The sequence below is a fragment of the Pseudonocardia sp. C8 genome, from assembly GCF_014267175.1.
Lineage (GTDB): Bacteria > Actinomycetota > Actinomycetes > Mycobacteriales > Pseudonocardiaceae > Pseudonocardia.
On the sequence record NZ_JACMTR010000002.1, the window covers coordinates 5,685,388 to 5,702,802 of the forward strand.

At 74.6% G+C, this 17,415-nt stretch carries 21 protein-coding genes; 9 read left to right on the forward strand and 12 right to left on the reverse strand.

Annotation, left to right across the window (positions count from 1 at the left end):
• Positions 1-254 precede the first annotated feature (254 nt).
• Both H7X46_RS27005 and H7X46_RS27010 read right to left on the reverse strand, forming a co-directional pair.
• Positions 255-1,430 carry a serine hydrolase gene (locus H7X46_RS27005; protein ID WP_186362019.1) on the reverse strand — a complete coding sequence of 392 codons (1,176 nt, stop codon included), beginning with the start codon at positions 1,428-1,430 and terminating at the stop codon, positions 255-257.
• A 153-nt stretch (positions 1,431-1,583) separates the two neighbouring features.
• Complete coding sequence (locus H7X46_RS27010; protein ID WP_186362020.1) at positions 1,584-2,063, reverse strand: hypothetical protein; 480 nt, start codon at positions 2,061-2,063, stop codon at positions 1,584-1,586.
• 59 nt (positions 2,064-2,122) lie between these two features.
• Here H7X46_RS27010 and H7X46_RS27015 point away from each other — a divergent pair, with 59 nt between their 5' ends.
• Both H7X46_RS27015 and H7X46_RS27020 read left to right on the forward strand, forming a co-directional pair.
• Positions 2,123-2,752, forward strand: coding sequence for a TetR/AcrR family transcriptional regulator (locus H7X46_RS27015; protein ID WP_186362021.1), 630 nt, complete (start codon positions 2,123-2,125; stop codon positions 2,750-2,752).
• A gap of 66 nt (positions 2,753-2,818) precedes the next feature.
• Positions 2,819-3,295 carry an SSI family serine proteinase inhibitor gene (locus H7X46_RS27020; RefSeq protein WP_222131450.1) on the forward strand — a complete coding sequence of 159 codons (477 nt, stop codon included), beginning with the start codon at positions 2,819-2,821 and terminating at the stop codon, positions 3,293-3,295.
• Between the two features lie 18 nt (positions 3,296-3,313).
• Here the strand turns inward: H7X46_RS27020 and H7X46_RS27025 are convergent, their stop codons facing one another.
• Positions 3,314-3,769, reverse strand: a complete 456-nt coding sequence (locus H7X46_RS27025; protein ID WP_186362022.1) for a carboxymuconolactone decarboxylase family protein — start codon at positions 3,767-3,769, stop codon at positions 3,314-3,316.
• 75 nt (positions 3,770-3,844) lie between these two features.
• Between H7X46_RS27025 and H7X46_RS27030 the strand changes: the two genes are divergently transcribed.
• From H7X46_RS27030 to H7X46_RS27040, 3 genes are all read left to right on the forward strand, one after another.
• Positions 3,845-4,705 carry a sigma-70 family RNA polymerase sigma factor gene (locus tag H7X46_RS27030; RefSeq protein ID WP_186362023.1) on the forward strand — a complete coding sequence of 287 codons (861 nt, stop codon included), beginning with the start codon at positions 3,845-3,847 and terminating at the stop codon, positions 4,703-4,705.
• A gap of 243 nt (positions 4,706-4,948) precedes the next feature.
• Positions 4,949-5,290: a hypothetical protein gene (locus tag H7X46_RS27035; protein WP_370589000.1), complete on the forward strand. Its 342-nt coding sequence runs from the start codon at positions 4,949-4,951 to the stop codon at positions 5,288-5,290.
• Between the two features lie 316 nt (positions 5,291-5,606).
• Positions 5,607-6,002: a hypothetical protein gene (locus H7X46_RS27040; protein WP_186362024.1), complete on the forward strand. Its 396-nt coding sequence runs from the start codon at positions 5,607-5,609 to the stop codon at positions 6,000-6,002.
• A 67-nt stretch (positions 6,003-6,069) separates the two neighbouring features.
• Here H7X46_RS27040 and H7X46_RS27045 read toward each other — a convergent pair whose 3' ends face one another.
• From H7X46_RS27045 to H7X46_RS27055, 3 genes are read right to left on the reverse strand one after another with little or no spacing between them, the layout of a single operon-like run.
• Positions 6,070-6,789: an alpha/beta hydrolase gene (locus tag H7X46_RS27045; protein ID WP_186362025.1), complete on the reverse strand. Its 720-nt coding sequence runs from the start codon at positions 6,787-6,789 to the stop codon at positions 6,070-6,072.
• Between the two features lie 10 nt (positions 6,790-6,799).
• A complete protein-coding gene (locus H7X46_RS27050) occupies positions 6,800-9,346 on the reverse strand; it encodes a cation-transporting P-type ATPase (protein ID WP_186362026.1) in 2,547 nt (848 codons plus the stop codon).
• Positions 9,343-9,906 carry a Chromate resistance protein ChrB gene (locus H7X46_RS27055; RefSeq protein ID WP_186362027.1) on the reverse strand — a complete coding sequence of 188 codons (564 nt, stop codon included), beginning with the start codon at positions 9,904-9,906 and terminating at the stop codon, positions 9,343-9,345. The genes H7X46_RS27050 and H7X46_RS27055 overlap by 4 nt, the downstream gene beginning before the upstream one ends.
• Positions 9,907-9,994: 88 nt before the next feature.
• Here H7X46_RS27055 and H7X46_RS27060 point away from each other — a divergent pair, with 88 nt between their 5' ends.
• Complete coding sequence (locus H7X46_RS27060) at positions 9,995-10,957, forward strand: aldo/keto reductase (protein WP_186362028.1); 963 nt, start codon at positions 9,995-9,997, stop codon at positions 10,955-10,957.
• A gap of 52 nt (positions 10,958-11,009) precedes the next feature.
• Here the strand turns inward: H7X46_RS27060 and H7X46_RS27065 are convergent, their stop codons facing one another.
• Entirely contained in the window at positions 11,010-11,969 is a 960-nt protein-coding gene (locus tag H7X46_RS27065) for a helix-turn-helix domain-containing protein (RefSeq protein WP_186362029.1), read from the reverse strand.
• Positions 11,970-12,093: 124 nt separating this feature from the next.
• Between H7X46_RS27065 and H7X46_RS27070 the strand changes: the two genes are divergently transcribed.
• Together H7X46_RS27070 and H7X46_RS27075 are read left to right on the forward strand one after the other, a co-directional pair.
• The gene (locus tag H7X46_RS27070) at positions 12,094-12,654 is read left to right on the forward strand and encodes a hypothetical protein (protein WP_186362030.1); all 561 of its coding nucleotides are present in this window, start codon (positions 12,094-12,096) and stop codon (positions 12,652-12,654) included.
• Between the two features lie 149 nt (positions 12,655-12,803).
• On the forward strand, positions 12,804-13,643 hold the full coding sequence (locus H7X46_RS27075; protein ID WP_186362031.1) for a hypothetical protein: 840 nt from the start codon (positions 12,804-12,806) through the stop codon (positions 13,641-13,643).
• Positions 13,644-13,665: 22 nt separating this feature from the next.
• Here H7X46_RS27075 and H7X46_RS27080 read toward each other — a convergent pair whose 3' ends face one another.
• The 5 genes from H7X46_RS27080 to H7X46_RS27100 all read right to left on the reverse strand — a co-directional run bounded on the left by H7X46_RS27080 (position 13,666) and on the right by H7X46_RS27100 (position 16,750).
• Positions 13,666-14,136, reverse strand: coding sequence for an Asp23/Gls24 family envelope stress response protein (locus H7X46_RS27080; protein ID WP_186362032.1), 471 nt, complete (start codon positions 14,134-14,136; stop codon positions 13,666-13,668).
• A 106-nt stretch (positions 14,137-14,242) separates the two neighbouring features.
• The gene (locus H7X46_RS27085; protein ID WP_186362033.1) at positions 14,243-14,716 is read right to left on the reverse strand and encodes a hypothetical protein; all 474 of its coding nucleotides are present in this window, start codon (positions 14,714-14,716) and stop codon (positions 14,243-14,245) included.
• Between the two features lie 109 nt (positions 14,717-14,825).
• Positions 14,826-15,662, reverse strand: a complete 837-nt coding sequence (locus H7X46_RS27090) for a class I SAM-dependent methyltransferase (RefSeq protein WP_186362034.1) — start codon at positions 15,660-15,662, stop codon at positions 14,826-14,828.
• A 106-nt stretch (positions 15,663-15,768) separates the two neighbouring features.
• Positions 15,769-16,314 carry a L,D-transpeptidase gene (locus H7X46_RS27095; RefSeq protein WP_186362035.1) on the reverse strand — a complete coding sequence of 182 codons (546 nt, stop codon included), beginning with the start codon at positions 16,312-16,314 and terminating at the stop codon, positions 15,769-15,771.
• Positions 16,315-16,426: 112 nt separating this feature from the next.
• Positions 16,427-16,750: a putative quinol monooxygenase gene (locus H7X46_RS27100; protein WP_186362036.1), complete on the reverse strand. Its 324-nt coding sequence runs from the start codon at positions 16,748-16,750 to the stop codon at positions 16,427-16,429.
• A gap of 148 nt (positions 16,751-16,898) precedes the next feature.
• Between H7X46_RS27100 and H7X46_RS27105 the strand changes: the two genes are divergently transcribed.
• Entirely contained in the window at positions 16,899-17,414 is a 516-nt protein-coding gene (locus tag H7X46_RS27105) for a PadR family transcriptional regulator (protein ID WP_186362037.1), read from the forward strand.
• Position 17,415: the final 1 nt, after the last annotated feature.

The window sequence follows — 17,415 nt, forward strand, 5'->3', positions numbered from 1 at the left end:
CTCGCCTGGGGCGGAAGCGTGCGGCTCGACGCTGGGTGAGGTGTTGATCAGCCGCAGAAGCAGGACCTGCAGGCGCAGCTCGACAGCCGTCCGGTCGTCCCGGTGCCCGCCCCGGTGGCACCGGCCGCACCGGTCGAGACCGGGCCGGCGAGGACCGCGGTGGGAAGCCCCGCCGGCGACCGCCCACCGCGCCCCGGCTCCAGGTCGACACACCGGGGCGGGACGGGCGGCGGCCGCGACGGTGCCCTCCCCTCCTACAGCGACGCGTACAGCGCCGCCTCGAAGTCGCCGTACACCTTCCACGCCTCGTCCTTGGGGATGAACGGCAGCGAGTTCGTGTAGAGGGAGGCGCAGATTCCCGTGGTGCGGTCGACGAAGAAGTGCGTGTTGAACAGGCCGGCCCACGCCCCGGTCCACGCCCGCCGTGCACCGGGGAGGTCCAGCGTGTTGAGCAGGAGCCCGTAGCCCCAGGTCCAGCCGGGGCCGAGGGTGAGCGTGTCGGTGATCGGCGGGTCGACGGTGCGGATCTCGGTCGGCATCGGGATGCCACCCAGCTGGTCGGAGAACGCCGCGTCGACGGTCTCCTGAGTCAGGATGCGGGTGCCGTCGAGCTCACCACCGCGCAGCAGTGCGCGCTCGAAACGAATGAAGTCGCGCGGGGTCGAGTGCAGCCCGTGGCCACCGGGCCACCACTGCGGGTCGTCCGGGAGGACGTTGCCGGCCGAGATCCACCCGCCGTCCTCGCCCTTGACGTGCACCGGGGTCTTGTTCGCCTGCCGGGCCTCGTCGAGGGCGAACATCGTGTCGTCCATGCCCAGGGGCTCGGTGACGTTCTCCTTGATCACGACGTCGAGCGTGGTGCCGGCGACCGCCTCGACCACCCGGCCGAGCCAGTCGGTGTTGATGCCGTACTCGAAACGGGTGCCCGGGTCGGCGACCATAGGCGCCTTGAACGCGGCCATGTCCCCGGGCACGACGTTCGGCAGGCCGGTGACCTCTTCGTACTTCTTGAGCTCGGCGTTCCAGAACCAGTAGCCCAGGCCCGAGGTGTGCGTGATCAGGTGCTTGACGGTCGCCGGTGTCTTCGGAGCCCGCAGCCTCGGGGTGTCGCCGTCGAAGCCCTCGAGAACCTGGACCTCGGCGAAGTCCGGGACGTAGCTCGCGACCGGGGCGGCGAGGTCGAGCGCACCGCGCTCGACTTGCTGGAGCGCCGCGACGGTCGCGACGATCTTGGTCATGGACATGATGCGGAAGTGGGTGCCGGTGCTGACCGGCTGCGGCCCGCTGTCCGTGTGGCGCACCCCGGCCGCGCCCTCGTAGACGACGCCGTCGGCGTCCGCGACGATCGCGGCCACGTGCGGCACCGCGCCGTTGTCGACCGCCTCCTGCAGCACCGTGTCGATCCCGCTCCCGTCGATCGTCCTCGCCATCGAGCCTCCTCCGGTTCGGTGCGCCCGCCACCGCGGACGTGGGGTGGGCGCGCGTTCCCGATCATTGTGACCGGGAACACGAGCGGCGGGAACTGGCGCGAGGGCGGGGTCCGGGTTCCTGGAGCCGCCGCCGGCTGGCGCCGGCCGGACCGATCACGCCGTCACGGCCGTCCGGAGTCGGGCGCGGACGCGGCAGCGCCGCGCGGCCGGGGCGCCCGCCGCCCAGCGGGCCGGCACGTGCTCGGCGTGCAGCGGTGCACCGGCGAGACCGGACCGGGCCCGGTCGACCACACGGGCGTCCCGGACGGCCGGGTGGTCGGCATACCGGCGCAGGACCGCGTGCAGGGCCGGTAGCCGCCCGGCCAGGTCGGCGGTGATCCGCGCGGCCGCTCGCTCCCGGTCGTCCGGGGCCAGGTCGAACACGGGGTCCAGCACGGCGGCCAGCGTGCGTGACCAGCGTGCGGCCAGGTGGGTCAGCACGGCGTGGTCGTCGGCGAAGTCCTCGGCCAGCGCGGGCAGGGCGCGCCACGGGATCTCCGGGTGGCCGGTTGCCTCGACGTGCCGCAGGAGCTCGTCCACCAGACGGCGCTGGCGCCGGTACTGCTCGGGCGTCGGACGCGGGGTCGGATCCATACTCGCCTCCTTGAACATACTCAGAGTACGTACTGCGAGTATGTAATATCCTAGGCGTCATGGAACCCGTCAAGTCGCGGCGCACGGAGTACACCGAGACGACCCGCGACGCGGTGCTGGACAGCGCGGCCGAGCTGTTCATCCGGCGCGGGTATCCGAAGACGTCGCTGGACGAGGTCGCGGCGGCCGCGCGGGTGACCAAGGGCGCGATCTACCACCACTTCTCCAACAAGGCCGCGCTCATGAAGGCCCTGATCGAACGGCTGGAACAGCGTGGGAACGACCGGATCCGGCAGACGTTCCTGCAGGTCCGGGAGGAGCACGGGGCCGCAGCCGGTGCACTGGCGGCGATCGACGCGTTCCTGGACCAGTGCGCGGAACCGGTCTACAGCGGGCTGGTGTTCCGGGAGGCGCCGCTGGCCCTGGGCTGGCAGGAGTGGCGGGCGTGCGAGGAGCGGTACGCGGTCGCGGTGATCGAGGAGATCCTGCGCGTGCTGGCCGACGACGGTGTGATCCCGCGCCCGCTGATGACGCCGACGCTGGTCTCGGTGGTCTTCGGGATGCTCGGCACCGCCGGGCAGGAGATGGCCGGGGCGGGCGAGGCCGATCGGCCGCGGGTCCGGTCCGAGCTGCAGGCCACCTTCGGCGCGCTCCTGTCCGGCCTGCTCACGGCCGGTCCGGGGGCATGACCCGCGTGCAGGACGGCGGACGAGACGACGGTCGTCGCGGCCGGAACCCCTGAGTACCGTCGGGTCATGCGCACCCGGGGTGGCGCACGAGAACCCGGCCGGTCGCGCCCGTACGCGGCCGCCGCGCTGGGCGGTGCCGTCCTGGTCGCGCTGGTGCTCTCCGTCGTCGCCGTCGCGATGGGTGGGGCGGCCGGCGCGGCGCCGGGCCCGGCCCACACCCTCTCCGTGACCCTGGCGGGTACCGGGAACCCGTCGGCGGACCGCACCTACCAGCTGAGCTGCGAACCGCCCGGCGGCGACCTCCCGGACGCCCCGGCGGCCTGCGCCCGGCTGGACGAGCTCGCGCGCGCCGGCTGGTCGGACGCGTTCGACCCGGTGCCGCCGGGCACGATGTGCACCGAGATCTACGGCGGGCCGGAAACCGCCCGCGTCACCGGCACCTGGGGCGACCGGCCGGTCGACGCCCGATTCAGCCGCGTCGACGGCTGCGAGATCGCGAGGTGGGACGCGCTGGACCCTGTCCTGCCCGCCCCGGTGTCGTGACGACCCCGCGCGGTCGGCTCACCCCGCGGAGCCGACCGGCTGCCGGGTGGCCGCGTTGAGCCGGTTCCAGGCGTTGATGGCGGCGATCGACACCAGCAGCGAGGCCAGCTCCTTCTCGTCGTAGATGTCGGCGGCCGCGTTCCACACATCGTCGGGGACCGGGTCGGAGCCGTCGGCCAGCCGGGTCACGCGCTCGGCCAGCTCCAGCGCGGCCCGCTCGGCGTCGGAGAAGTGCGGCGACTCCCGCCAGGCGCCGACGGCCCAGATCCGCTCGTCGGGTTCGCCGGCCTGCTTCATCTCGCGCGCGTGCATGTCCACGCAGAGGCTGCAGCCGTTGATCTGGCTCACGCGCAGGTGCAGCAGGTGGTGCGTCGACGCCGGGACGGTGGTGGCGGCGGCCGCCTTGCTGAACTGCAGCAGGCCCGTCATCGCGTCCGGCAGCACCATCACGGGGTTGGTCATCCGCGGGTCCATCGTGTCTCCTCTCGTCACGACCGCGCGTTCCGGGCGGTCATGGAGGTGACCCACCGGAACGGGAAGGTGTGACAGATGCGGGACACGGATTTCTGGGCGGCCCGGTTCGACGAGCACCGGCCCCGGCTGCGCGCCGTGGCCTACCGCATGCTCGGCTCGCACGCCGAGGCGGACGACGCCGTGCAGGAGGCGTGGCTGCGGGTGACGAACGCCCGCGACGAGGAGATCGACAACATCGGCGGCTGGCTGACCACGATCGTGTCCCGGCAGTGCCTGAACATGCTGCGTTCGCGCAGCACGCGGCGCGAGGAACCGCTCGACGTGCGGGTGCCGGACCCGGTCGTGGTGACCGGCGACGGCGTCGACCCCGCGGAGCAGGGCGAGCTCGCCGACACCGTGGGGCTCGCCCTGCTGGTCGTGCTCGACGCGCTCGACCCGGCCGAGCGGCTGGCGTTCGTCCTGCACGACATGTTCGCGGTGCCGTTCGACCGGATCGCACCGATCGTGGGCCGCAGCCCGGCGGCGGCGCGGCAGCTCGCGAGCCGGGCCCGCCGCCGCGTGCAGGGCACCGTGCCGGACGGGCCGCCGGACCGGGCCCGGCAGCGCACGGTCGTCGAGGCGTGGCTGGCCGCGTCGCGCAGCGGCGACTTCGAAGGGCTGCTCGCCCTGCTCGACCCGGACGTCGTGCTGCGCGTCGACGCGGGCGGGCCGGCGTCGAAGCTGGTCCGCGGCGCGGAGGTGGTCGCGGGTCAGGCGCTCACCTACCGCGGTGGAGCGACCCGCGCGGGGATCGTCTCGGTCAACGGCCTGCCCGGGATCGCCTCCTGGGCCGGGGACCGCATGGTGGCGGTGCTCGCGTTCACCGTGGTGGACGGCCGGATCACCGAGATCGACATCCTGGCCGACCGGGACCGGCTGGCCTCGGTCGTGCCGTGACGCCGCCCGGGCCGGGCGCCGGAGCCCGCTCGGCGCGGCTGCCGTGCGCATTCACCGAACTGCCCCGAAAAGATGAACAACCACACGGAAAGTAATGTCGCCGCACGATGGTGGCACGGGTTTGAAATCGGCCGATTTCCGCAGTTACGTTGGCGCACAGCCGGCACGGGCTCCCCCGTTGTCGACGTGCCGGAAGGTGCCGGGTCCACGGATCGTGGGCCTGTGACTCATCAGGAGAGAACTGTGCTGAAGAAGAAGGTCGGCCTCGTCGCTGCCACGTCCGTCGCGGGTCTGCTCGCCCTGTCGCCGATGGCGTTCGCGGGTGACGACGGCAACGCCATCGACAAGGACGCCAAGGGCGTCGTCGCCGGCGGCAACGGCAACAACATCAACACCCCGATCCAGGCGTGCAACAACAACGTCCCGGTCAACGCGCTGGGCGTGCAGGTCCCGGTCGAGGACGCGGCCGGCGGCAACGGCCTGACCGGTGCGGTCAACGGCAAGGCGAAGTCGGGCGACTCGACCACCGACCAGTCCGACAACTGCGCCCAGCAGGGCAACGCCGGCGACGCGATCGCCGACTGATCCACCCGGATCTCGACGCGCCCCGGGACCCCACGGGTCCCGGGGCACGTTCGTGTCGGCACCCGGCCACGGCCGGTCACCCACCGTGGCCGTCCCGGCGCCGGCCGACGATTCCCACGGAATCAGAACGACCCGATCGTGGGAATAACGGAACGGAAAGTGATTTCGCCACCCGATGGTGGTAGCGAAATTGTTTCGCCGCCGTGTGACGGTTAGATTGCAGGGCAGCCGGTGCGGGCTCCCCCCCTTTGTCGACGCCCCGGCAGGTAGCCGAGCCGTCCGTGCGCGGGCTCGAGACTCAAACAGGAGAAGGACTGTGCTGAAGAAGGCTGGAATCATCGTCGCGGCGTCCGCCGCGTCCCTGCTCGCCGCCTCCCCGCTCGCGTTCGCCGGGGACTACGCCGCCGACAGCTCCAAGAGCGGCGACCACCAGGGCTCCGACGAGGGCGGCCACATCCACAAGAGCTCGGAGGGCCTCCTCGGCGGTGTCGCGAGCGGCAACAACGTCAACGTGCCGATCCAGGTCTGCAACAACAACGTGCCGGTCAACGCGCTCGGCGTCCAGGCGCCGATCGAGGACCTCGGCCTGCTGAACGGCCTCACCGGCGCGCTGGGCGTCGCGGGCAAGGGCGAGGCCAAGTCGGGCGACTCGACGACGAACCAGTCGGACAGCTGCGCCCAGGGCTCCGGCTCGGGCGACTCGATCAACTGATCGTCGCGCCGCCCCGTGCCCCCGCCGACCGCCGGTCGGCGGGGGCACGCGCGTTCTGCAGGCCCCCTCAGGGCGTGGTCGACCCGGCGATCTCCGCGACGACCGCCTCCCACGCCGCGGACCGCGGGTCGACGACGGCGAAGTGGTCCACCCCCGGCAGCACCACGAGCCGCGTGGCCGGGTGCCGCGCGACGTAGGACCGCGCGTTGCCGACCGGGACGCGGTCGTCGGCGTCGCCGTGCACGATCGTCACCGGGCCGGGCGGCGTGGCCAGCAGTGCCGGGTCCAGCTCCGGGTGCGCGGCGGCCGGCCCGCCGAGGTAGGCGCGGACCGCGCCGTCACCGAGGTTCTCGGCCTCGCCGCGGGCGAGGTCGGCGACCGGGGCCAGCGCGACCGTGCCGCGGACCAGGTCCGGCGCGGTCGCCGCGGCGTGCAGGACCAGGTGCCCGCCCGCCGAGTGCCCGACCGTGACGACCGGCCCGGAGTGCTCGTGCGCGGCCCGCAGCCCGGCCAGCACGTCCGCCGTCGCCGCCGCCGGGTCGCCCGGGACGCGGCGGTACTCCAGCGACGCCACGGGCCAGCCGAGCCCGTTCAGCTCCGTCGCCATCGGACGGAGGTGCGTCCGGTCGAACCGCGGCCGCCAGAACCCGCCGTGCACCAGCACGACCAGCGGGCGCCCGGGCGCGCCGTCCGGCCACAGCTCCAGTACCTGGTCGGCGTGCTCGCCGACGGCGACCGTGCGCGGCGGCTCGGGCGCCGGCCGGGTCAGAATCGAATCCGCATCCACACCGACAGGTCTACCGCGCGCGCAACAGCTTGCGCACCTCGATCCACGCCACCGCGACCACCGGCACCAGCACCGCCGCCACCCACTGCGGCGCGGTCAGCGGCACCAGACGGAGCGCCTCCCGCAGCACCGGCACCGTCATGATCACGACGACGGCGACCGCGGTGACCGCCGTCCACGCCGGCAGGAACCGGTTGGCCAGCAGCCCGGCCCGCAGCAGCGGTGTCCGATCGGTCCGCATCACCCAGGCCAGGGCCAGGTAGCCGGAGAGCCAGCCGACGAACGCGACCGTCTGCGAGCCGGTGACCAGGTACAGCCCACCGACCGCGACGAACAGCGACGCCCCGCCGGCCAGCAGGTCGGTCACGAGCGCCCGGTTCAGGAACCGGGCCGTCGGGTCACGCGGCGGCCGGTCCATCGCGTCCCGCTCGGCGGGCTCGACGGCGAACGTCGCGCTGCCGGCGATGTCCATGAACATCTCCAGGACGACGATGTGGATCGGCGCGAACGGGATCGCCAGCCCGGCGACGACACCGGTCGCCGCCGTCGCCACCAGGCCGACCTTGCAGGCCAGGTAGTAGGTGACCCCCTTGCGCAGGTTGTCGTGCAGCGTGCGGCCCTCGCGCAGGGCCCGGGTGAGGGTGGTGACGTCGTCGTCGGCGAGGACGAGATCGGCGGCGTCCCGCGCGACGTCGGTGCCGGAGGCGCCCAGCGCGACGCCGACGTCGGCGCGGGCCAGCGCCGGGGCGTCGTTCACCCCGTCACCGGTGACCGCGACGACCTCGCCGCGGGCCTGCAGGGCCTCGACCAGCCGCAGCTTGTGCTCGGGCGTCACCCGCGCGAACAGCGAGGTCGTCGCGACGGTGGCGGCCAGCTCGTGGTCGTCGAGCCGTTCCAGGTCCCGGCCGGTCAGCAGGGTGCCGTCGCCGATCCCGAGCCGGGCGGCGATCGCCCGGGCACACGCCGGGTGGTCGCCGGTCACCATCACCACCCGGATCCCGGCCCGGTGCGCGGCGGAGACGGCCTCGGCGGCCCCGGCCCGCGGCGGGTCGGAGAGCCCGACGAGCCCGGCCGGGACCAGGTCGCGCTCGGCGTCGTCGACGTCGGCCGGGATCCCGGACGCCTGCCGGGTCGCCACCGCGATCACCCGCAGGCCCTGCTCGGCCATCCGCTCGGCCCGGTCGAGCAGCGGCCGGTCCGCCGGGCGGCAGCGGGCGAGCACGGACTCCGGCGACCCCGTGGTGATCACGGTGTTCATGCGCGATCCGCCGGCGCTACTCGCTGTGTTCATGCGCGATCCGCCGGCGCTACTCGCTGTGCCGCCGTCGAGCACCACCGTCATCGTCTCGCGGGCCGGGTCGAACGCGAAGCGCTGCACCGGTTCCCCGGGCACGGTCAGCCCGCGCTCGCGGGCCGCGACCAGGAACGCGACGTCGGTCGGGTCGCCGGACCAGCCGCCGTCCGGCTCCGGGCTGGTCTCGGTGCAGGCCGCTCCGAGCGCGATCAGCTCGTCGTCGCAGACCCCGGCCGGGACGGTCCGGGCGACCGCCATCCGGTTCTCGGTCAGCGTGCCGGTCTTGTCGGTCGCGAGCACGGTGACCGTGCCCAGGGTCTCGGCCGCCCGCAGCCGCCGGACCAGGCCGCGGTGCTGCGACAGCCGGTAGGCGCCGAGGCCGAGGACCAGGCTGATGATGATCGGCAGCTCCTCGGGCACGGTCGCGAACGCGAGCGTCAGCCCGGTCAGGACCATCTCCCGCCACGGCTCGCCGGTGAGCGCGCCGACCAGCGGGACGAGCACGCTGAAGCCGATCGCCACGCTCGCCAGCGCCTTCGAGAGGTCCCGCATGGCCTGCTGCAGCGCCGTACGCGGCGGCCGCGCCGCGAGCACCAGCCCGGTGATCCGGCCGATCTCGGTGTCCGTCCCGGTGGCGACGACGACGCCGCGGCCCCGCCCGGCGGCCACCGTCGTCCCCGCGAAGGCCAGGTTCGCACGGTCGCCGAGGTCCGCGTCGTCGTCGACGACCCGGCGGGCGTCCTTCGGCACGGTGACCGACTCCCCGGTCAGCGCGGCCTCGTCGACCCGCAGCCCCCAGGTCTCGGTGAGCCGCAGGTCGGCGGGGACCCGCGCCCCCGCCGCGAGCGGGACGACGTCGCCGGGCACCAGCTCCTCGGACCGGATCGACCGGGTCCGGCCGTCGCGCAGCACCGGCGTGGTCGGGGCGGTGAGCTCGCCCAGCGCGGCGATCACCGACTTGGCGCGGAACTCGGCGAACACCTCCACCAGCACCACCGCCGCGATGATCACGACGATCGCGACCGTGTCCGACGGGGTGCCCCAGAGGCCGTAGAGCACCGCCACGGCGACCAGCAGCAGCATCATCGGCTCGGTGATCTCGTCGGCGAGCACGTGCCGGAACGTCACCCGGCGCGGTTCGACCCGCCGGTTCGGGCCGTGCCGGACGAGCCGGTCGGCCGCCTCCGCGCTGCTCAGCCCGGCCGCCGGGTCGGTGCCGTACTGTTCCGCGACCGCGTCCGCGGCCGCGGCGTGGGCGTTCATCCGGCGGACGGCGGGACGTCGGGAGCGACGCCCTCGGCCTGGTAGACGCCCGCGGTGAAGGCCTCGAGCGCCCGGCGGCAGCGGTCGAGGAGCTCCTCGGCCTCCTTGAGCCGCTCGTCCGGGAAGAAGTCGCGCGCGGAGATCTTGGTGAACCAGGCGGCGAGCCGGTCGAGGCCCTGCTCGTTCTCCTCCAGCTCGGCGAAGGAGAAGTTGTCCCGCGCGGTCTCCTTCTCCAGCTCGGCCAGCAGGGCCCTGCCCCGTTCCTCGAACTCGGCGAACTCCTTGGCGCGCTCGGCGCGGAACCGGGCGACGATGTCGCCGCCTGCCCGGTCGTCGCGGTCGGTGACCTCGAGCGCGTAGGCCGTGCCGCCGTGCTCGCGCACGTACTCGGCCAGGCCCTCGAAGAACTCCCGGTGCTCGCGCGTGCCGGGCAGCACCCAGGCGCCGTTCTGCAGGCCGACGGCGCCCGCGGCCCTGGCCCGCCGCCAGAGCGTCACCCGCGGGCTCGACGGCGACGCCGGCAACTGGGCGAGCAGGAGGGCCCATCCGTCCGACGGCATGCCGGCACGCTACCCGGAACCGGGGCCGGGTGAAACACGTGTTTACCCAGCCGGGCGGGTTCGGGCACGGGCGGGCAGGCTGGGGCCCATGCCGCACGCCGTCTCCCGGCTGGGCCTCGGCCTGGCCGCGGTCGCCCGCCCCGCCTACATCACCGCCGGTCGCGCGTCCGCCCTCGGCGCGACCCGGGACGTCGAGACGCTCCGTACCCGCACCCGCGAGCTGCTCGACGCCGGGTACGCGGCCGGCATCCGCTACCTCGACGTCGCCCGCAGCTACGGCCGGGCCGAGGAGTTCCTCGCCGGCTGGCTGGCCGACCACCCGGAGGCCGACGACGTCGAGATCGGGTCCAAGTGGGGCTACCGCTACGTGGGCGGCTGGCGGATGGACGCCGAGCGGCACGAGGTCAAGGACCACTCGCTGGAGGCGTTCACCGAGCAGTCCGCGCAGACCGGCGAGCTCCTCGGCGACCGGCTCGCGATCTACCACGTGCACTCGGCGACCGTGGCCACCGGCGTGCTCGACGACGGGGCGGTGCACCGCGCGCTGGCCCGCCTCCGGGACGGCGGTGTCCGGGTCGGGATCTCCACCTCCGGCCCGGCGCAGGCCGAGGCGGTCCGGCGCGCCCTCGACGTCCGGGTGGACGGGGAGCCGCTGTTCACCTCGTTCCAGTCCACCTGGAACCCGCTCGAGCCGTCGGCCGGGCCGGCGCTCGCCGAGGCCGCCGACGCCGGCGCCCGGGTGATCCTCAAGGAGGTCTTCGCGAACGGGCGGCTGGCCCCGGGCGGCGAGGACGGCACCGGCGGGGCCCGGGCCGCCGCGGCGCTGGCCGACCGGGTCGGCATCTCGCTGGACCGGATCGCCGTCGCCGCCGCGCTGGCCAACCCCTGGGCCTGGCGGGTGCTGCTCGGTCCGGTGGGGACGGACCAGCTGGAGTCCCATGTCGCTGCCGCCGGCCTCGTGCTTCCGTCCGGTGTGGACGGCGAGCTGGCCGCGCTGGCCGAGGAGCCCGAGGAGTACTGGGCGACCCGCTCGGCGCGGCCCTGGGCCTGACCCCCAGCACCGGGGGCCGGGCGACGGCACCCGAGCCCGGCCGCCGGGGCGGTCAGCGCCGCCAGGTCGCCCGGTACCGCGACGGCGACAGGCCGTACCGCTCCACGAACGCCGCCCGCAGCGTCTCCGCCGACCCGAGCCCGGACCGGCGGGCGACCTGGGTCAGCGGCAGGTCGGTGGTGCTCAGCAGCTGGGCCGCCGCCTCGACCCGGATCCGGCGCACGACGCGGGCGGGGGTGTCCCCGAGCTCGGCGGTGAACAGCCGGGCCAGGTGCCGGGTGCTCACCCCGGCACGGGCGGCGAGCGCCGGGGCGCCGAGGTCGGCGTCCGGGTGCGCGGTGGCGTGCTCGACCAGCCCGCGGACCAGCGCGTCGTCGGTGCGGCGGACCGAGGTGAACAGGCTCGCCTGGGCCTGGTTCCCCGGGCGCTGCAGGTAGGTGACCAGCTCCCGGGCCACCCGGCGTGCCAGCTCCGCCCCGTGGTCCTCCTCGACGAACGCCAGCGTCAGGTCCAGCGCCGAGGTCACGCCACCGGAGGTGACGACCCCGCCGTCGCGCAGGAAGATCGGGTCGGGGTCCACGGTGACCCGGGGGAACCGCTCGGCGAGCTCGGCGGCGAACCGCCAGTGGGTGGTCGCCGTCCGCCCGTCCAGCAGGCCGGCCGCGGCGAGCAGGGTCGCCCCGGTGCACACGCTCGCGGTGCGCCGGGCTCCGCAGGCGACCCGCCGCAGGTGGTGCAGGCTCGCCGGGTCGGCCGCGGCGTCCCGGTGGCCGGTGCCCCCGGAGACGACGACGGTGTCCACCGGTGCGTCCCAGTCCGCGAGCCGGGTCCGTGCGACCAGCTCGACCCCGCCGTCGCAGCGCACGACCGGGCCGGTGAGCGCCGCGACGGTCACCCGGTACGGCGGCCGGACCCGGTGCCGGTTCGCCATGGCGAGCGTGCTGGTCACCGAGCTGACGTCGAGCGGCTCGACGTCGTCGTAGACGACGACCAGCACGGCCCGCTCCTCCACGTCCGCAGGGTAGGTCGTTGCGGACGGGAACCCCAGCGATCCGGACGGACCGGCCGGGCGGGGGCGCGCCCGTGACCCCGGCCACGGTACCCCTGAGGGGTATCTACGTCGGAGGGGGAACGTCATGACCGACACCACCGCGCCCGGCCGCCGCCCGCTCGCCCGCCAGGTGCTGGACCGCTGGCCCGCGGCGGCCGGCGTCGTCGTCGCCGTGCTGAGCGCCGCCGCCGGTGACGGGGCCGCGCCGGTCCTGGTGGCGGCGGGCTTCGTCTACCTGGGCGCCGCCGCGGTGCGCCGCCGGGCAGCGGCGTGGCCGCTGTTCTGGGTGACCTTCGTGCTGATGGCGGCGTCCCGGTTCGTGCCCGGGCTGGACCCGGCCGGGGCGATGCTCGCGGTGGCGGCGGTGCTCGCCGTCGCCGGTCTCGCCCGGGGTGCGGCGCGGCCCGCGTACGGCCTGCCGCTGCAGGCGGCCGTGCTGCTGGTCATCGGCGCCGCCGCGCTGGCCGCTTCGGCGGCGTCGCCGCAGGTCGCGGCGCTGATCGTCGCGGCGGGACTGTTCGGGCACGCCGGCTGGGACCTGTGGCACCACCGGACCGGGCGGGTCGTCTCCCGGTCGCTGGCCGAGTTCTGCGGGGTGCTGGACGCGCTGCTCGCCGTGCTCGTCCTGTGGGCGACGTTCGGGTGACCCCCTTTCCGGCCGAGGGCCCCGCGTTTCCCGCGGGACGGACGCTCGTTTATCTTCCAGTCACCTGACGGCCACCGGCCCGATGTCCACCGTGTACCCGGCGGACGCGGTCGACCGGCTCGGTGATCGGCAGCGCAGAAGGAGGGGACATGACCGCCCAGCACCGCCTGGACCGGCAGCATTCGCACAGGGCGGACGACGACCCGGCCACCGAGGTGATCCCGCGCGTCCAGGAGTCCCCGTCCGCGGCCGCACCGGCCCCGGAGGAGCCCTCGCCGGAGCCCGAGGCGCCGGCCGGCGTGCCGCACCTCGCGCTGCTGCGCCCGGCGAGCGTCGTGAAGGTCGCGGCCGGGATCGCGGCGGTGCTCGCGCTCGCGCACTTCGCCGCCGCCGTCTACGGCCTCGGCCGTCCCGGGTTCCAGGTCCCCGCGGCGATCCGCCTCGGCAACGAGCTCAACGTCTCGACCTGGTTCAGCTCGGTGCTGCACCTGACCAACGCCGCGATCCTCGGCCTCATCGCGGCGAACTCGGTCCGCCGGGAACGGTGGAAGTGGGTCCTGCTGAGCGTCTCGTGCGCGGTCGTCGCGATGGACGAGGTCGCCGCGAACCACGAGCACGTCGGCTGGATCATCCACACCACGTTCGGCACGACCGGGTTCCTCACCTACGCCTGGATCATCCCCGCGGTGGTGCTCGTGCTCGTCGTCGCGGCCCTCTGCCTGCCGACGCTGCTGCGCCGGCCGGGTGCCGTGGTCGTCGTCGTGGGCGCCGCGGTGTTCCTGTTCGGCGCGGTCGGCCTGGAGTCGGTCGGTGGCGCGCTCTTCGAGCGGACCGGCGACGTGCAGGCCTTCGCCTACAACGTCCTCGCCGGCACCGAGGAGACCTTCGAGATGGCCGGCCTGGTGATCGCGATGGCCGGGCTGCTGCGGATGGCCGGGGGTAGCGGGCTGCGGCTCGCCGGCGAGCGCTTCGTCGACGGGGCCCGCTGAGCCCGGTCATCCCACCCGCGGGTCACTCCACCCGCGAGGAGCCCTCGATCCGCCTGCGGTCCGTGCGCTCCTCGGGCTCGGAGTCGGAGGGCAGGTGGACGTCGTCGACGGCGATGTTGACCTCGACGATCTCCAGCCCGGTCATCCGCTCCAGGGTGGTGATGACGTTGCGCCGCACGGCCCTGGCCACCTCGGCGATCGGGACGCCGTACTCGACGACGACGTTGAGGTCGACCGCGGCCTGCTTCTCACCGACCTCGACGTGCACGCCTTGCGCGACGTTGCTGGTGCCGCCCGGGATGCGCTCGCGCAGCGCGCCGAGCGCGCGGGCCGCGCCACCGCCGATGGCGTGGATCCCGTCGACCTCGCGGGTGGCGAGGCCGGCGATCTTCGAGACGACGGCGTCGGCGATCCGGGTGGTGCCGTGCTCGGACTGCAGGGCGGACGGGGCGCCGGTGGCCGTGGTGTCCTTCTGCTCGCTGCTGGTGCTCATGGGTCGTTGCGCCTCCGAGTGCGTGGCCCGGGTTCCTCCGGGGTGGGTCCACAGGTGGGAGGCGCCGACCGGACGGATCCTCACGCGCCACCGGGTGTGATGCTCGTCACTCCGGCGGCAGGCCGATCGTCCAGGCGGTGACATCGCGCAGCGCCACCTGCCAGCACGCCGGCTCGACGTAGTTCGGTGCGGCCGCCTGGATCGGGACGATCAGCGCCTCGGTGAAGTAGATCCACCGGATGTCCTCGGGCCGGACCGCCCCGCCCGGCTGGTCCTGGGCCCACCGGTCGGCCATGTCGAAGAACATCTGGACCGTCGCGTCGACCGACGCGTTCGGCGTGTGCCCGAGGGTCAGGTGCCGGAGCTGCTCGCCGAGCCGGCGCAGCCAGGTCGCCGGGTGCACGGCGTTGCCGAAGACGAGGCCCGCCGGGGTCGCGACGGTCAGCGGCACGCTGTTGGGCTCGTCCTGGTACGCGGCCGCCAGCACCGCCTGCAGGTAGCTCGGTGCGATGAGCCCGGGGGGCGGCGTCACCGGCTGGGCGTTCGTCGTCCCGGTGGGCCCCTCGGCGTCGACGGTCATGACCGGTGACGCTAGCCCTGCCGCCCGACGCGCGAACAGGTCCACGTCGCCCTGACGAGAACCCCCGTACGGGGCAATGGCCTGTCGACCGTATGGGGGTATGCGGGTCTCAGGAACGCGGTGACGGTGCCGGGGTCCCGGTCACCGGACGGCGCGGCTCGGGCACGCCGGTCACCGGCCGGTCGCCGACCGGTGCCGGCGCGACGACCACGTCGAACCGGGCACCGGCCGCGCCCGGGCCGACCCCGTCCCGGGTCTCGTGCCGGGACACCACGTGCCCGCGCGCGGTCGCGGCGGCCCGCAGTGCCTCGTGCACGCGGTCGGCGGTGCCGGCCTGGCCGAAGTCGCCGCGGTAGTGGTAGGCCAGCAGCGTCCCGCCCGGACGCAGCCGGTCCAGCAGGGCCGCGATGCCCACCCGCAGGGTGACCGGCTCCCAGTAGTACAGGACGTCCGTGCAGACGATCAGATCGAACGTGCCGTCCGGCATCTCCCGGGGCAGCGTCCGCCGGGCGAACGTCGCTGACGGCACCCGGCGCGCGGCCCGCTCGACGGCGGCCGGGCAGATGTCCACGCCCACGAGCGCGTCGGTGTGCCCGGCCAGCCGGACCGAGAGGTCGCCCTCCCCGCAGCCGACCTCCAGGGCGCGGGCGAACCGGTGCCCGGCCAGGGTGTCCATCACCGTGCCGTACTTCTGCTGCTCGTACGGGCTCAGCCCGATGCCGTAGGGGTCGGGGCGCCGGTAGAGCCGGTCGTGTGCACCACGGCCCCAGCCCGGCTGCCACAGCCAGGCCGCCGCCGGCCAGCGCGGGTCGCTGTCGGGACGGCCCAGGCGGGCGAGGGCACGCAGCGGGGCGGTGGTCGTCCGGGCCGTGGCGCAGACGGTCAGGCGTGCGGTCCGGCGGGCTCGGTCGGACGGCGACGGTCGAGCGGGCTGCGGGTCGGCCATCAGGCACTCCGGGCGGGGTGGGACGGGATGTGTGCTCCGTCCATCGCGCCGGCAGCCCGTTCGTTACTCCGGTCGTCCGAGCAACCCCGGATGCGGGGTGCGGTGGTCAGCCCGCCCGGCGGGCCGCGGCCTCCTCCGAGGCCCGGACCACCTGGACCTGATCGCCGATCTGGAGGTTGTCGAAGTACGCCTTGGCGTCCGCCTCGGGCAGGTGGATGCACCCGGCCGAGGACCGGTTCGGGTCGCCGCTGTGGAAGGCGATGCCGCCGTCGTCGAAGAACACCGACCACGGCATCGGCGCCGGACTGCCGTCGCGCCGCCGCGATTCCTGGCTCTTGTGGTCGGCCTCCTTGCGGTAGACCCGCAGCGAGTGCCCGACCGGGGTCTCCTGCCCGTTGCCGCCGGAGGAGATGCGGATCGGGCCGCGGATCACCTTGCCGTCCTGGATCAGCCAGGAGCGCTGGGACTCGAGGTCCACGCAGGCGCGCGCGCTGACCGAGCACGGCGTCCCCGGGACCTGCGGCTGGGAGCGCGCCCGGTCCGCGGCCGGTGAGTCCGCGACCGCGGGCCCGGCCAGGGCGAGGCCGGCCGCGACGGCGAGGGCGAGGCCGGCTGCGGCGATCCGCCGCGGTCGCTGCCGGTCGGTGTCCATGGGTCGTGCTCCCTCGGTCCGCGCCGGCCGGTGGGCACGGCGCGTGGTCGGTCCGTCACTCTCAGGGACGCACCGGGTCGGGCGGGGTTGCGTGGAGGGCGGCCGGATCGCCCTACTGGGGGGTCACCTCGGCCATCTCGTTCCAGACGTCGCCGTCGACGTCCTGGTAGTTGATCTTCGGCTTCTCCGCGACGACGGTCGACATGAACGGGAAGAAGCGCTGGGCGTGGTCGGTGTTGACGTGCTCCTCGCCGGCCTTGCCGTCGCGGAACACCTCCACGATCACGAACTCGTTCTCCTTCTCGAGGTTCTCGTGGTAGTCGAAGGAGATGTTGCCGGGCTCCGAGTTGACGTTCTTCTTGTACTCGGAGATGCCGGCCAGCCACTCGTCGCGCTTGTCCGGGCGGATCTGCGCCTTGAGGACGATGAGGATCACGGAGGCCTCCGGTTCGCGGTCGTGGGGTCGTCGGTGCGGATCCTGCCACGGGCGGTGGGGTGTCGCGGGCGGGAGGGCGTCGTGTCCGGCGGGACCCGGTGCGTCCGCTGTGGACGGGCCGTGCGGCGCGCTGACCTAGGCTGGCCCGATGCGACACGCCGAGACCCGGCTCGGTCTGGCCGAGTGGACGGTGCTGGCGGTCACCGGCGAGCGGCCGGTGCACGGGTTCGCGATCGCCGCGCTCACCGCCGCGGACGGCGAGCTCGGCCGGGTCTGGCAGATCCCGCGCCCGGTCGTCTACCGGGCGATCGGGCGGCTGGTCGACACCGGACTGATCACCGCCGAGGCCGTCGAGAGCAGCGGTGGCCCGCCGCGCACGCTGTACGCCGCCACCGCGGAGGGCCGCAGGCGGGTCGATGCCTGGCTGGTCACGCCGGTCCCGCACGTGCGGGACCTGCGGTCGGAGTTCCTGCTGAAGCTGGCCGTGACGCACCGGCGCGGCGCCGACCCCGGCCCGCTGGTCGCCGCCCAGCGCCGGGAGCTGGAGCCGATCGTCGAGGCGCTGCGGGCCGAGCAGGAGGGCGCCGACGAGTTCGACCGGATGCTGGCCGCGTGGCGGCGGGTGTCCGCGGAGGCGGCGCTGGCGTTCCTCGACGAGCTGTGAG

Excerpts from the sequence above, each read along its gene's own strand:
- H7X46_RS27005 (WP_186362019.1), bottom strand. The coding sequence starts at position 1,430 with ATGGCGAGGACGATCGACGGGAGCGGGATCGACACGGTGCTGCAGGAG.
- H7X46_RS27010 (WP_186362020.1), bottom strand. The coding sequence starts at position 2,063 with ATGGATCCGACCCCGCGTCCGACGCCCGAGCAGTACCGGCGCCAGCGC.
- H7X46_RS27015 (WP_186362021.1), top strand. The coding sequence starts at position 2,123 with ATGGAACCCGTCAAGTCGCGGCGCACGGAGTACACCGAGACGACCCGC.
- H7X46_RS27020 (WP_222131450.1), top strand. The coding sequence starts at position 2,819 with ATGCGCACCCGGGGTGGCGCACGAGAACCCGGCCGGTCGCGCCCGTAC.
- H7X46_RS27025 (WP_186362022.1), bottom strand. The coding sequence starts at position 3,769 with ATGGACCCGCGGATGACCAACCCCGTGATGGTGCTGCCGGACGCGATG.
- H7X46_RS27030 (WP_186362023.1), top strand. The coding sequence starts at position 3,845 with ATGCGGGACACGGATTTCTGGGCGGCCCGGTTCGACGAGCACCGGCCC.
- H7X46_RS27050 (WP_186362026.1), bottom strand. The coding sequence starts at position 9,346 with ATGAACGCCCACGCCGCGGCCGCGGACGCGGTCGCGGAACAGTACGGC.
- H7X46_RS27055 (WP_186362027.1), bottom strand. The coding sequence starts at position 9,906 with ATGCCGTCGGACGGATGGGCCCTCCTGCTCGCCCAGTTGCCGGCGTCG.
- H7X46_RS27060 (WP_186362028.1), top strand. The coding sequence starts at position 9,995 with ATGCCGCACGCCGTCTCCCGGCTGGGCCTCGGCCTGGCCGCGGTCGCC.
- H7X46_RS27070 (WP_186362030.1), top strand. The coding sequence starts at position 12,094 with ATGACCGACACCACCGCGCCCGGCCGCCGCCCGCTCGCCCGCCAGGTG.
- H7X46_RS27075 (WP_186362031.1), top strand. The coding sequence starts at position 12,804 with ATGACCGCCCAGCACCGCCTGGACCGGCAGCATTCGCACAGGGCGGAC.
- H7X46_RS27080 (WP_186362032.1), bottom strand. The coding sequence starts at position 14,136 with ATGAGCACCAGCAGCGAGCAGAAGGACACCACGGCCACCGGCGCCCCG.
- H7X46_RS27085 (WP_186362033.1), bottom strand. The coding sequence starts at position 14,716 with ATGACCGTCGACGCCGAGGGGCCCACCGGGACGACGAACGCCCAGCCG.
- H7X46_RS27090 (WP_186362034.1), bottom strand. The coding sequence starts at position 15,662 with ATGGCCGACCCGCAGCCCGCTCGACCGTCGCCGTCCGACCGAGCCCGC.
- H7X46_RS27095 (WP_186362035.1), bottom strand. The coding sequence starts at position 16,314 with ATGGACACCGACCGGCAGCGACCGCGGCGGATCGCCGCAGCCGGCCTC.
- H7X46_RS27105 (WP_186362037.1), top strand. The coding sequence starts at position 16,899 with ATGCGACACGCCGAGACCCGGCTCGGTCTGGCCGAGTGGACGGTGCTG.